Origin of the sequence: Methylobacterium nigriterrae, assembly GCF_037106235.1 — a bacterium.
GTDB classification, from domain to species: Bacteria; Pseudomonadota; Alphaproteobacteria; order Rhizobiales; family Beijerinckiaceae; genus Methylobacterium; species Methylobacterium nigriterrae.
Window position 1 is genome coordinate 106,446 of sequence record NZ_JBAWTG010000008.1, and the last position, 13,073, is coordinate 119,518.

Here is a 13,073-nt window from a genome sequence, read left to right on the forward strand (position 1 = left end):
TCTGTCTTTCACGCGAACGTGATACTTCAGGGCGGTGGCGTCGGCCGACAGGTGCCGCGCGGTTGGGCGAGCCTCGTGCTGGCGCCGGCGCGCGAATCCGCGTGCACAGGGGCGGGGGCTGGTTCAGGATCGGACGCGGCGTGCCGGGGGCGGACACGCAGGCACCCCCGCAGAGGCGCAACCATGACGGCATCCGGCACGGACCCGATCGCTCCGCCCCGCTACCTCGACGCGGGCGAGGCGGCGCTGGTGGTGGAGTTCGGCGCATCCGTCGACCCGGCGATCAACGACCGGGTGCTCGCCCTCGACGCGGCGCTCTCGGCCCGGCCGCCGGACGGCCTCTCCGAGACGGTTCCGACCTACCGCTCGCTGATGATCCACTACGACCCGCTCGTTCTGACCCGCGCGGCGCTCGTCGGCGCGGTCGAGGGAATGCTGGCGGAGGCAGGCGCCGCCCGCCGCGAGGGGCGGCGCTGGACGATTCCCTGCTGCTACGACCCGGCCTTCGGCGAGGATCTCGCGGAGGCGGCGGCGCTCGCCGGCCTCGACGCCGCCTCCGCGGCGGCGCTCCACGCGGGCGCCGAGTACCGCGTCTACATGTACGGCTTCGCCCCGGGCTTCGCCTATCTCGGCGGCCTGCCCAAGGCGCTGGCGGTGCCGCGCCGCCCCCGCCCGCGGCCGCCGCACCCGCCGGGCGCGGTCCTGATCGGGGGCGGGCTCGCCGCGATCGGCACCTTCCCGATGCCGACCGGCTGGTACGTGCTCGCCCGCACGCCCGAGCGCCTGTTCGCGGAGGCGCGCGACCCGGCCTTCCTGATCGAGAGCGGCGATGCGCTCAGCTTCGAGCCCGTCGGTGCTTCGGCCTTCGCCGATCTGGAGCGGCGCGCCGCGGCCGGCGAGATCGTGGCCCGGAGGGAGGCGCCGTGACCGGGCGGGCGACCCTGCGCCTCCTCTCGGCCGGCGGCGGCGTCACGCTCCAGGACGGGGGCCGGCGCGGCTACATGCGCTACGGCATCACCCCGGCCGGGCCGATGGACCGGCTCGCCCACGCGACCGCCAACCGCGCGCTCGGCAACCCGCTCGGGTCGACCGCGATCGAGATCGGGCTCGGCGGCCTCTCGGCGACGGCCGAGGAGGCGCCCGTCGACGTGGCGCTCGCGGGGGGCGCCTTCCGGATCGACTGCGACGGCCGCCCCCTGCCGCCGGCCGTGGCGCTGACCCTGCGCCCCGGCATGACCCTGACGATCCGGGCCGGCCGGGCGGGGGCGTGGTGCACCCTCGCGGTGGCGGGCCGGATCGACGTGCCGCCGGCCCTCGGCTCGACTGCAACCCACACCCGCTCCGGGATGGGCGGGCTCGGGGGCCGCGCGCTCGCGGCCGGCGACGGGCTCGCGGTCGCCGACGCGCGCGCGTTCCTCGGCGAGGCCGCCGCCCTCGTCGCCCCCTGGCTGGAGCGGCCGCCGGACATGATCCGGGTCGTGCCCGGGCCGCAGGAGGACGCCTTCGCGCCCTCCGAGATCGACGCCTTCCTGTCGCGGGACTGGAGCGTGACGGCGATGGGCGACCGCATGGCCTGCTTCCTCGACGGCGAGCCGCTCCGGCACGCGCGGGGGCACGACATCGTCTCGGACGGCATCGCCATGGGCGCGATCCAGGTGCCCGGAGAGGGCCTGCCCGTCGTGCTGATGGCCGATCGCCAGCCGACCGGCGGCTACCCGAAGATCGCCACCGTGATCGGGGCCGATCTCGGCCGGCTGGCGCAGGCGCAGGGCGGTACGCGCCTGCGCTTCCGGGCGGTCTCCGTCGAGGAGGCCGTCGCGGCGCGCCGAGCCGAGGCCGCTTCCCTCGAAGCCCCCGTCGCCCTGGAGCCCGTGATCCGCACCGATTTCAGCTCCGAGTTCCTGCTCGGCCGCAACCTCATCGGCGGCGTGGTCGGGTAGGGCCCGGCCCCGGGCCTCTGCTACCATCGCGGCGCGCGACAGGGAGGACCAGGATGGCCAGCGTCGATCTCAACGCCGATCTCGGGGAAGGCTTCGGCGCCTATGCCTGCGGCGACGACGCGGCGATGCTCGACATCGTCACCTCGGCCAACGTCGCCTGCGGCCTGCACGCGGGCGATCCCGAGATCATGGCGGCGACCTTCCGGCTCGCGCGCGAGCGCGGCGTCGCGGTCGGCGCCCATCCGGGCTTCCCGGATCTCTGGGGCTTCGGCCGGCGCCGGATCCCCTTCACCGCGCCCGAGATCGAGCGGCTCGTGGCCTATCAGGTCGGCGCCGCGCAGGCGCTCGCGGCCTATGCCGGCCACCGCGTCGCCTACGTCAAGGCGCACGGGGCGCTCGCCAACCTCGCGGCGGCCGAGCCCGCGGTCGCGGACGCGGTCGCGCGCGCGGTGCGCGCCGTCGATCCGGATCTCGCGCTGCTCGCCATCGCGCTCAGCGCGCAGGTCCCCGCGGGCGAGGCGCTAGGGCTCGCCGTGCACCAGGAGATCTTCGCCGACCGCGGCTACACGGAAGGCGGCCAGCTGATCCCGCGCGGCGAGCCCGGCGCCCTGATCACGCGGGCGGATGAGGCCGCCGACCGGGTCCTCGCCATGGTGGAGGCCGGCGCCATCGTCACGGCGGGCGGTGCGCGCCTGCCGACGCCGATCCGCTCGATCTGCGTCCACGGCGACTCGGCCCACGCCGTCGCCACCGCCCGCGCGGTACGGCAGCGGCTCGACGGCGCCGGGATCCGGCTGGCGGCCTTCGCCGGGGCGGCGCCCCGGCCGTGACGCCCGCGGCCTCGACACAACCCTGTCATCCGGCCGCGGTTTGAAAGCGTTCGCGCGGCTCCGGCCCGCACGAAGCCTGTCTGCGGCGCGCGCGTGGGTCTAAGCTTGCCCGCGCCAGACGACTCGGGAGGTCCCGTCATGACGGTCGAAGCGGCAACGGCCCTTGCCTCGAGCCAGGGAAAGGCCTCGCGAACCGGGCTGATCGAGGCGGCCGCCGCCCTGGTCGAGCGCCAGGGCCACCCGGGCGGCTTCGTCAACGACCTGTTCGGGCGCGTGCCGCCGGAGGATCTGGCGCCCTACGCGGCCGAGGCGCTCGCCGCCATCGCGACCGCGGCGCGCCGCCACCTCGCGGACCCGCACCCGCCGGGCGCGCCGGCCGGCCTGTGGCTGCGCGACCTGACAGTGGAGCGCGGCGGGCGCGAGCGCGACCTGACGATCCTCGAGGTCGTCAACGACAACCGGCCCTTCCTGCTCGATTCGACGCTGGCCGAACTCGCGAACCAGGGCCTCGCCCCCTTGCTCGTCGCCCACCCGATCCTCGGTGTCGAGCGGGACGCGCAGGGCCTGCTTGCCCGGGTCGTCGGCGAGACCACGGCGGACGTGCAGGGCGCCTTCCGGCGCGAGAGCTTCATCCACATCCACCTCGACCGGATCGACGAGGATGAGGTGCGCACCCGCCTCACCGACGGGCTGGCGCGGGTCTACACGGACGTCGCGGTGGCGACGGACGACCACGCCGCCATGCTCGGCCTGCTCGATGCCCTGATCGAATCCTACCGCCGCGCGCCGCCGCCCGTCGCCGAGGCCGAGGCGCGCGAGGCGCTCGCCTTCCTCGAATGGCTGCGCGACGGCCACTTCACCCTGCTCGGCATGCGCGGCCACGGCCTCGACGGGCGCACCCACCCGATCCTCGGCGAGGCCGCCCTCGGGCTCCTGCGCGACCCGAAGGTCGAGGTGCTGCGCCTCGGACGCAGTCTCGTCGACATGACGCCCGAGATCGCGGCCTTCCTCGAAGGGCCGCAGGCGCTGATCGTGACCAAGGCCAGCGCCCGCTCGCGGGTGCACCGGCCGACCCATCTCGATTACATCGAGGTGAAGCTCTACACCGAGGCCGGGCAGCTCTCGGGCGAGCTGCGCATCGTCGGCCTGTTCGCCGCGACCGCCTATACGAGCCAAGCCCGGGAGGTGCCGTATCTGCGGGGCAAGGTCGACGCGGTCGTGGCCCGCGCCGGGCTCGACCCGACGAGCCATGCGGGCCGCACCCTGATCGAGGTGCTGGAGACCTATCCGCGCGACGACCTGTTCCAGATCGATGTCGACCGCCTGCACCGCTTCGCGCTGGCGATCATGGACCTCGCCGACCGCCCCCGCATCCGCGTGCTGTCGCGGCCCGACCGGTTCGGCCGCTTCGTCTCGCTCCTCGTCTACGTGCCGAAGGACCGCTACGATTCGACCGTGCGGTCCCGGATCGGCGCCTATCTCGCCGAGGCGTATGGCGGGCGCCTCTCGGCCGCCTACCCGGCCTTCCCCGAGGGGCCGCTCGCGCGCACCCACTTCGTCATCGGCTTCTACGAGAAGGGCACGCGCGAGCGCGACCCGGCCGCACTCGAGGCCGGCATCGCCCGCCTCATCCAGACCTGGGCGGACGCGCTGCGCGAGGCGCTCTCGCAGACGCTGCCGGGCCGGGCCGCCCGGTCGCTCGCGGCGCGCTACGCCGACGCCTTCTCGGTGGGCTACCGCGAATCCTACGCACCGACCGTGGCGGTCAACGACATCGCGATCCTGGAGCGGCTCGGCCCCGAGGCGCCGCGCGCCGTCGATCTCGGGCGGCGCGACACCGACCCGGACTCGCAGGTGCGCCTCAAGGTGTTCTCGCGCGGCGCCTCGCTGCCGCTCTCCGAGCGGGTGCCGGCGCTGGAGAATCTCGGCTTCCGGGTCATCAACGAGCGCACCTACCGGATCGAGCGCGGCGAGCCGGAGGCGAGCGTCTGGCTGCACGACATGCTGCTGGAACGCGCCTCCGGCGCGCCAATCGACCTCGCCAGGGCCGAGAAGCCGCTGGAGGCGGCGCTGCTCGCGCTCTCGCAAGGACGGGCGGAATCCGACGGCTACAACCGCTTGGTGCTCGAGGCAGGCCTCGACTGGCGCGACACCGCGCTGATGCGCGGGCTCGGGCGCTACCTGCGGCAGCTGCGCATCCGCTACGGCCAGGATTACCTCGCCGCCACGCTGAGCCGGCACGGCGCGCTCGCGGCGCGCATCGTCGCCCTGTTCCACGCCCGCTTCGACCCGGTTGCCGTCGGCGACCGCGAGGCCGCGCAGGCCGCGATCCGGGCCGAGATCGAGGCCGGGCTCGCCGACGTCACGAGCCTCGACGAGGATCGGATCCTGCGCCGCTTCGTCAACCTCGTGGAGGCCATGGTCCGCACGAACTTCTACCAGCGCGCCGAGGACGGGCACCCGCGCAGCACGATCGCCTTCAAGTTCGCCTGCGCCAAGGTCTCGGCCATGCCCCTGCCGCGGCCCTTCTTCGAGATCTTCGTCTATTCCCCCCGCGTCGAGGGCCTGCACCTGCGCTACGGCTACGTCGCGCGCGGGGGCCTGCGCTGGTCCGACCGGCCGGAGGATTTCCGCACCGAGATCCTCGGCCTCGTGAAGGCGCAGCAGGTCAAGAATGCCGTGATCGTGCCGGTGGGCGCCAAGGGCGGCTTCTTCCCGAAGCGGCTGCCGCCGGCCTCCGACCGCCAGGCCTGGCTCGCGGAGGGCACCGCGGCCTACCGAATCTTCATCCGCACGCTGCTCGAGCTCACCGACAACATCGTCGGCGACCAGGTCGTGCCGCCCGCCGACACGGTGCGGCACGATCCCGACGACGCCTACCTGGTCGTCGCCGCCGACAAGGGCACGGCGACCTTCTCGGACATCGCCAACGGCATCTCGCTCGAGCGCGGCCACTGGCTCGGCGACGCCTTCGCGTCGGGCGGCAGCCAGGGCTACGACCACAAGGGCATGGGCATCACGGCGCGCGGCGCCTGGGAGGCGGTCAAGCGCCACTTCCGCGAGATGGACGTCGATGTCCAGGCCGATCCCGTCACGGTGACGGGCGTCGGCGACATGTCGGGGGACGTGTTCGGCAACGGCATGCTGCTGTCCGAGAGCCTCAAGCTCGTGGCCGCCTTCGACCACCGCGACATCTTCCTCGACCCCGATCCCGACCCGGCCGCGAGCTTCGCCGAGCGCCGCCGCCTGTTCGATCTCGGCCGCTCGTCCTGGGCCGATTACGACCGGGCGCTGATCTCGCGCGGCGGCGGCGTCTTCCCGCGCAGCCTCAAGACGATCCCGCTCTCGCCCGAAGCCCGGGCGGCGCTCGGATTCGACCAAGCGGAGGCGACGCCCGCGGACGTGATCCAGGCGATCCTCAAGGCGCCGGTCGACCTTCTTTGGTTCGGCGGCATCGGCACCTACGTCCGCGCCGCGGCCGAGACCGACGAGGAGGCGGGCGACCGCGCCAACGACGCGGTCCGCATCACCGGCGCGATGCTGCGCGCCAAGGTGATCGGCGAGGGCGCCAATCTCGGCCTGACGCAGCGCGGCCGCATCGAGGCGGCGCGCGCGGGCGTGCGCCTCAACACGGACGCGATCGACAACTCGGCGGGCGTCAACACCTCGGACGTCGAGGTGAACATCAAGATCGCCCTGATGGCGCCCGAGCGCGACGGGCGCCTCGACGCGGAGGGCCGCAACGCCCTCCTCGTCGCCATGACGGACGAGGTCGCGGCGCTCGTGCTGCGCAACAATCAGCTTCAGACCCTCGCACTCTCGCTCGCGCTGCGGCGCGGGCCGGCCGAGACGGGCTTCTCCATGCGGGTGATGCAGGCGCTCGAGGCGGAGGGGCGCCTCGACAGGGCGGTGGAGTTCCTGCCCGACGACGCGGCCCTCGCCGAGCGCCTGCGACGCGGCGAGGGCCTGACCCGGCCCGAATACGCGGTGCTGCTCGCCTACGCCAAGCTTGCCCTCTACGACGCGATCCTGGCGAGCGCTGTGCCGGACGATCCCTATTTCGACCGCGAATTGCAGCGCTACTTCCCGCAGGCGCTCAAGCAACGCTTCCCCGACGCCGTCAGGGGCCACCGCCTGCGCCGGGAGATCATCGCCACCGCGCTCTCGAACATCATCGTGAACCGGGGCGGGCCGGCCCTCGTGACGCGGCTCATGGACGAGACCGGCGCCGACGCGGCGGCCATCGCCAAGGCCTACGCGGTGACGCGCGACGCCTTCGGCCTGATGGAGCTGAACCTCGCCATCGACAGCCTCGACGGGAAGATCTCGGGCGAGGCGCAGCTCGGCCTCTACGCCGAGGTCCAGGCCCTGCTCTCCAACCGGATCGTCTGGTTCCTCCGCAACCTCGACCTCGGCGGCGGCATCGCGCCGATCGTCGCCCGCTACCGCGAGGGCATCGCGGCCGTGCAGGAGGCGCTGCCGCGCATCCTCGACGCGGAGGGCCTCGCCGAGATCGAGGCGCGCCGGGCCGACCTCGTCGGCCGCGGCATGGCGGAGGAGCCGGCCCGGCGCCTCGCCTGCCTGAAGGCGCTGATCTCCGCGCCCGACATCGTGCGGATCGCCGAGACGGACGGGCACTCCCTGCCAGAGATCGCCGCGACCCATTTCGCGATCGAGCGGGCCTTCCGGCTCGACGACCTCACGGCCGAGGCCCGCAAGGTCACGGTCTCAGACACCTTCGACCACGTGGCGCTGGAGCGCGCGGTGGCGGGCCTGTCGCGCGCCCATCGCGGGCTCACCGCCGAGGTTGTGGGCGATGTCGGCGCCGGCCCCGAAGCCGTGGAGGCCTGGGCTGCCGCGCGCGGGCCCATGCTCGCCCGCATCCGCGGCGCCGTCGAGTCGATCGCGGCCTCGGGCCTGACCGTCTCGAAGGCCGTCGTCGCCTCGAGCCTTCTCGCCGATCTCGCGCGGCGGTACGAATGATGCAAGTCGGGAGGGCAGGGACTCTCGTGAGTGCGCACCGATGATCCGAGGGCCGAGCCGATGCTGAGATTCCTGCGCAACTGGTTCCTGCTGTCGCTGCCGCTCGGCCTGTTCGTGGCGCGGTTCATCGCCGTGGGCCAGCGCAAGGGCGCCCTGCGCCGCGAGGACGAGAGGGGCCGCTAGAGCATTTTCCGTGATTCCTGGATCACGGAAAATGCTCCAAACCATTGATCTGTCGCTTTTTCTGATCGCCAAAACGGCAACCACTTTGGCGGAAAACGCGCCAGTGCGACGTCCACGATTCCCGGCTCAGGGGCACCGCTCCAACCCTTCGTGGCGTCGCACCGTCTCGCGCCGAACCGGCGGCCAATTCAGCCGGGGTACCGTTCAGGCCGCGTGCCGGTTCGCCGCCGGGCCGAAATGGCCGAGATAGCGCGACGCGATGGAGGTCACCGGCAGGACCACGAACACGTCGGTGGTGCCGAACTGGCGGTCGATCACTGCCCCGTCGCCGAACGTGGCGCCGACGCGCAGGTAGCCCTTGATCAGCGGCGGCAGCGCCTGCAGGGCGGCCTTCGGGTCCACGGCCTCGCGGGCGAGCCGGTCCATCGGCACGTAGCGCTCGGGCAGGGCCCGCGCCCGCCATGCCTCCGGCGCGCGCGCGTGGTGATGGAGGAAGCTCAGCGGCAGGGCGAGGCGATCCGGATCGGTTCCCTCGAGGCTGGCGCAGCCCAGGAGCGCGTCGATCCGGTGGTGCAGCACGTAGGCGTAGATGCCGTGCCAGAGGAGCTCGACCGTGCGCTTCGTCCGGTAGGGCTTGAGCACGCAGGAGCGGCCGAGCTCGAGCAGCCGCTTGCCGGGATTGGCGGCGAGCACCGGCGCGATGTCGTACTCGCCCGCCGTGTAGAAGCCGAAATTCCGGTCGGCCGCCTCCTGCCGCAGCAGCCGGTAGGTGCCCACCACCTTCGGTCGCGGCTTCCGGAAGGGCTTCGCCTCGGTGGCGGCGTGGTCGATGACGAGGAGATGGTCGCAGACCGCGTCGTACTCGTCGACGTCGCGGCGCGAGAACATCGCCATCCCGGTCGGGATCGCCGACATCTCCTCGTAGAACACCCGGAAGCGCAGGCGCTGGGCCCGGCGCACCTCCGACTTGCGGGTGGCGAGGCGCACCTCCAGGCTGCCGATCCGGCCGAGGCTCGGATCGAGGCCGGGCGTCGCGAGCGGCGCCTTGAAGCGCTCGCCGAAGCGGATGGGCGTGGCGCCCGGCGGGATCAGGCTGCGCCCGCCGAAGCCCGGCAGGCCGGCCTCGGCGCTCTTTTGCTTGAGCCGGGTGATCGGGCCGTTGACGCCCTTCTCCCAGCCGCTCAGCCAAGCCGCGGAAGCGCCGCGCGCGAAGTTCGCGACCATGGTTCAGCCCGCCCTGCAGGAACACGGGACGCATCCCCTCGGAATGCCCGGCCCCGCGCCACGGGGTGGCACATCACCACGAAGCGCGCACGCTTTTATGACAGCCACGCGCCTGTCGCATCAGGGGGATGGCCGAAGGGAGGCGGCGCCGCGGCACGCGTTCGGGCGCGCGAGCCCGCCGCCCCCGTCACACGAACTGGTTCAGCCCCGGGATCGAGCCGACGATCGGGCCCATCACGTCCTCGCCGGCCTTCTCGCGGCCGAAGGCGAAGAGTTCCTGGCCCAGCGGCTGCATCTGGCCCATCGGCACGCCGGCCGACATCAGCTTCTGGCCGAGCGCCATGACGCCGCCGCCCATCATGCCGCCGAGCATGCCCATCAGCCCGCCGTTGCCCTCGCCCTCGTTCGCCTGCGCGATCAGGGTCTCGGAGCCCGGCATGGCGGCGACGAGCTGGCCCACCTCGGCGGCCGGCCCCTCCTTCTGCAGGAAGGCGAGGATGTGGCCGATCGCGGTCTCAGCCGTCGCGGCGTCGAGGCCGGTCCGGTTGGTCACGCGGGCAATCAGTTCTTCCATCGGGGTGCGCTCCTGAACGATCCTGCGCCGTCCTTCGGGCTTGACCACCGCGAAATCAAGCGGCGGCCGGGCGGCATCTGGAAAATAGGGCGGGCCGGCGGCATAACCTGGGGCGCGATCAGCGGGGAGTCGGTCGGATGACGGATGGCGGCACGATCCTGGTCGGCAAGAGCGGCGCGAAGCCCGAGCTTCTGACGCTGCGGCTCGCCAACCGCCACGGCCTCGTGGCGGGAGCCACCGGCACCGGCAAGACCGTGACGCTGCAGGTGATGGCCGAGGGATTCTCGAATGCCGGCGTCCCGGTCTTCGCCGCCGACATCAAGGGCGACCTCTCGGGGCTGGCGGCGAACGGCGAGGCCAAGCCCGCCTTCGTGAAGCGCGCCGAGGAACTCGGCCTCACCTACGAGCCCGACCGCTTCCCCACCGTGTTCTGGGATCTGTTCGGCGAGCAGGGCCACCCGATCCGCTGCACCGTGACCGAGATGGGCCCGCTGCTGCTGGCGCGGCTCCTCGAGCTCAACGACACCCAGGAGGGCGTGCTCAACATCGCCTTCCGGGTGGCCGACGAGAACCAGTGGCCGGTCCTCGACCTGAAGGACCTGCGCGCGCTCCTCGGATTCCTGTCGGAGAACCTGAAGGACGTCTCCGGCAAGTACGGCAACGTCTCGGCCGCGAGCGTCGGCGCTATCCAGCGCCAGCTCCTGATGCTGGAGAATCAGGGAGCGGACCGCTTCTTCGGCGAGCCGGCGCTCAACCTCGCCGACTTCATGCGGACCGACCGCGACGGGCGCGGGATCGTCAACATCCTGGCCGCCGACAAGCTGATGCAGAAGCCGCGGCTCTACGCGTCCTTCCTGCTGTGGATGCTCTCCGAGCTGTTCGAGGAGCTGCCGGAGGTCGGCGACCTCGACAAGCCGAAGCTGGTCTTCTTCTTCGACGAGGCGCACCTCCTCTTCAACGACGCCCCGAAGGCGCTGCTCGACGCGGTCGAGCAGGTGGTGCGGCTGATCCGCTCGAAGGGCGTCGGCGTCTACTTCGTGTCGCAGAATCCCCTCGACGTGCCCGAGACCGTGCTGGGGCAGCTCGGCAACCGGGTGCAGCACGCGCTGCGCGCCTTCACGCCCCGTGACCAGCGGGCGGTGCGCTCGGCCGCCGAGACCTTCCGGCAGAATCCGGGCTTCGACGTCGCCAAGGCCATCACGGAGCTCGGCGTCGGCGAGGCGCTGGTGAGTTTCCTGGAGGCCAAGGGCACGCCATCGGTGGTCGAGCGCGCCTTCATCGCGCCGCCGCAGGGGCGCGTCGGACCGCTCACCCCGGCCGAACGCGCCGCAATCATCGCCGAGAGCCCGCTGCGCGGGAAATACGACGCGGCCGTCGACAGCGAGAGCGCCTACGAGATGCTGGCCAAGCGCAAGGGTCTCGATTCGGCCCCGGCCGAGGCGGCGCAGGCCTCGGAGGGCGGCCTGGGCGGCCTTCTCGGCAGCCTCGGCGGCATGCTGGGCGGCGTCCTCGGCTCGAAGCCGGCCGCCGGCCAGGGCAAGGGAGGTCGCCGGCCGCCCCAGAGCCTCGCCGAGCAGATGGTCACCAACGCCGCCCGCTCGATGGCGCGCAGCGTCGGCACCCAGGTCGGCAACGCGATCCTGCGCAACGTGCTCGGCGGCCTGATGAAGAAGTAGCGTGGGAGCAAGCCGCGCGTTGACAAAACGGCCCCGCCCGGACTATCCACCCGGCACCACGCGCGGCTTCCTCGCAGAAGTCCGCGCGTTTCGCGTTTCGCCGCGGGCCACCCTGCCGGTCGGGACGAACTGATAAAAAGCCGGTCCAGGGGCTCGCTCCGGAGGCCGATCGGAACACGAGAGAGAACGATGTTCGCAGTCATCAAGACCGGCGGCAAGCAGTACCGCGTCGCCGCCAACGACACCATCACGATCGCGAGCCTCGAGGGCGAGGCCGGATCGAGCGTGACCTTCGGCGAGGTCCTGCTGTTCACGGACGGCGACGCCACCCAGGTCGGCGCGCCGCTCCTGTCGGGCATCAGCGTCACGGGCGAGATCGTCGGCCATGGCCGCGACAAGAAGGTGATCGCCTTCAAGAAGCGGCGCCGGCAGAACTCGCGCCGCAAGCGCGGCCATCGCCAGCACCACACGGTCGTGCGCATCACCGGCATCGACGCCGGCGCCAAGAGCGCGAAGGGCTGAGCCCCGCTCGCCCCGCCCCCGTTCGAATTCGGAGCTAGATTTCCATGGCACACAAGAAAGCAGGCGGCTCGTCCCGCAACGGCCGCGACTCGGAAGGCCGGCGCCTCGGCGTCAAGAAGTTCGGCTCGGAGGCCGTGATCCCGGGCAACATCATCGTGCGTCAGCGCGGCACCAAGTGGCACCCGGGCACCAATGTCGGGATGGGCAAGGATCACACCCTGTTCGCCCTGACGGAGGGCCGCGTGCGCTTCGAGACGAAACGCGGGCGCGCCTTCGTGGCGGTCGTACCGCTTCAAGAGGCGGCCGAGTAGGCGGCGGACAAGCTCGACAGACGAGGAGCTTCCCGCCGGTGTCCCACACCGAACCCGGCGGATCCGAAGCATCCTCGTGGCCCTGACAGAGGGCTCGGGTTGCGAACGGAACGCGGGGGAGGATGGGATGCCATCTTCCCCCTTCTTCGTCCGAAGATCTGAGGCGGTCCGGCCGCCCCCTGATCGGAGCCGAGCATGTTCCCCGACCTGACCCGTGACGACGTCTTCCGGCTGGAGACCCGGCGCCTGTGGCTGCGCTGGCCCTGCGCCGCGGATGCCGCCGCGATCGTGGACCTCGCGGGCGACCGGGCGGTCTCGGAGATGACCGCGCGGATCCCGCACCCGCTCGACCGTTCCACGGTCGACGGCTTCGTCGTCAAGGCGCGCTGGACGAACACGGAGGGGCGCTCCCTCGTGATGGCAATCGCCCCGCGGGGGCGGCCCCAATCCCTGATCGGCATCGTCTCGATCGAGCCGGATCCCGGCGCGGCCGGACCCCATCTCGGCTACTGGCTCGGCGCGCCGCACTGGGGGAGGGGCCTCGGCACGGAAGCCGTCGGCGCCCTCGTCGAGGCCTACTTCGCCTACACGCCGGGACAGACGCTGACCTCGGCGGCGCGCGTCGAGAACGCGGCCTCGCGGCGCGTGCTGCAGAAATGCGGCTTCGCGCGGACAGATGGGGTGATTGGGGTCAGGCCGCGGTTCGGCTGAAGGCGGCTGCTCCTGTCGAGATGTGAGATCGTGGTCGACGTCGGATCGCCACACGCATCAGGAAGGAGCAGCCATGCGCTACTTTGCCGGACTCGATGTCTCGCTGGAAGAGACCGCCA

11 protein-coding genes are annotated in these 13,073 nt (G+C 72.4%); 9 read left to right on the plus strand and 2 right to left on the minus strand.

Annotation, left to right across the window (positions count from 1 at the left end):
- Window positions 1-183: 183 nt before the first annotated feature.
- The 5 genes from WDW90_RS07530 to WDW90_RS07550 all read left to right on the plus strand — a co-directional run bounded on the left by WDW90_RS07530 (window position 184) and on the right by WDW90_RS07550 (window position 7,936).
- Complete coding sequence (locus WDW90_RS07530; RefSeq protein ID WP_336486720.1) at window positions 184-927, plus strand: 5-oxoprolinase subunit B family protein; 744 nt, start codon at window positions 184-186, stop codon at window positions 925-927.
- Window positions 924-1,940, plus strand: a complete 1,017-nt coding sequence (locus WDW90_RS07535; RefSeq protein WP_336486721.1) for a 5-oxoprolinase subunit C family protein — start codon at window positions 924-926, stop codon at window positions 1,938-1,940. Before WDW90_RS07530 ends, WDW90_RS07535 begins: the two co-directional genes overlap by 4 nt.
- Before the next feature lie 53 nt (window positions 1,941-1,993).
- On the plus strand, window positions 1,994-2,770 hold the full coding sequence (locus WDW90_RS07540; protein ID WP_336486722.1) for a 5-oxoprolinase subunit PxpA: 777 nt from the start codon (window positions 1,994-1,996) through the stop codon (window positions 2,768-2,770).
- Window positions 2,771-2,908: 138 nt separating this feature from the next.
- On the plus strand, window positions 2,909-7,753 hold the full coding sequence (locus WDW90_RS07545; protein ID WP_336486723.1) for an NAD-glutamate dehydrogenase: 4,845 nt from the start codon (window positions 2,909-2,911) through the stop codon (window positions 7,751-7,753).
- 60 nt (window positions 7,754-7,813) lie between these two features.
- Entirely contained in the window at window positions 7,814-7,936 is a 123-nt protein-coding gene (locus tag WDW90_RS07550) for a hypothetical protein (RefSeq protein ID WP_336486724.1), read from the plus strand.
- Window positions 7,937-8,140: 204 nt separating this feature from the next.
- On the opposite strand, the gene olsB is transcribed toward WDW90_RS07550, so the two are convergent.
- Complete coding sequence (olsB, locus tag WDW90_RS07555) at window positions 8,141-9,160, minus strand: l-ornithine N(alpha)-acyltransferase (RefSeq protein WP_336486725.1); 1,020 nt, start codon at window positions 9,158-9,160, stop codon at window positions 8,141-8,143.
- A 187-nt stretch (window positions 9,161-9,347) separates the two neighbouring features.
- The gene (locus WDW90_RS07560) at window positions 9,348-9,734 is read right to left on the minus strand and encodes a DUF2780 domain-containing protein (RefSeq protein ID WP_336486726.1); all 387 of its coding nucleotides are present in this window, start codon (window positions 9,732-9,734) and stop codon (window positions 9,348-9,350) included.
- A 137-nt stretch (window positions 9,735-9,871) separates the two neighbouring features.
- Here WDW90_RS07560 and WDW90_RS07565 point away from each other — a divergent pair, with 137 nt between their 5' ends.
- The 4 genes from WDW90_RS07565 (at window position 9,872) to WDW90_RS07580 (ending at window position 12,954) form a co-directional block, all read left to right on the plus strand.
- Window positions 9,872-11,410, plus strand: a complete 1,539-nt coding sequence (locus WDW90_RS07565) for a helicase HerA-like domain-containing protein (RefSeq protein WP_336486727.1) — start codon at window positions 9,872-9,874, stop codon at window positions 11,408-11,410.
- A gap of 189 nt (window positions 11,411-11,599) precedes the next feature.
- Window positions 11,600-11,932 (plus strand): 50S ribosomal protein L21, encoded by a 333-nt coding sequence (rplU, locus tag WDW90_RS07570; RefSeq protein WP_336486728.1) that lies wholly within the window; start codon window positions 11,600-11,602, stop codon window positions 11,930-11,932.
- Window positions 11,933-11,976: 44 nt separating this feature from the next.
- Window positions 11,977-12,243: a 50S ribosomal protein L27 gene (gene rpmA, locus WDW90_RS07575; protein WP_336486729.1), complete on the plus strand. Its 267-nt coding sequence runs from the start codon at window positions 11,977-11,979 to the stop codon at window positions 12,241-12,243.
- Window positions 12,244-12,438: 195 nt separating this feature from the next.
- A complete protein-coding gene (locus WDW90_RS07580; protein WP_336486731.1) occupies window positions 12,439-12,954 on the plus strand; it encodes a GNAT family N-acetyltransferase in 516 nt (171 codons plus the stop codon).
- The last annotated feature ends 119 nt before the right edge of the window (window positions 12,955-13,073 follow it).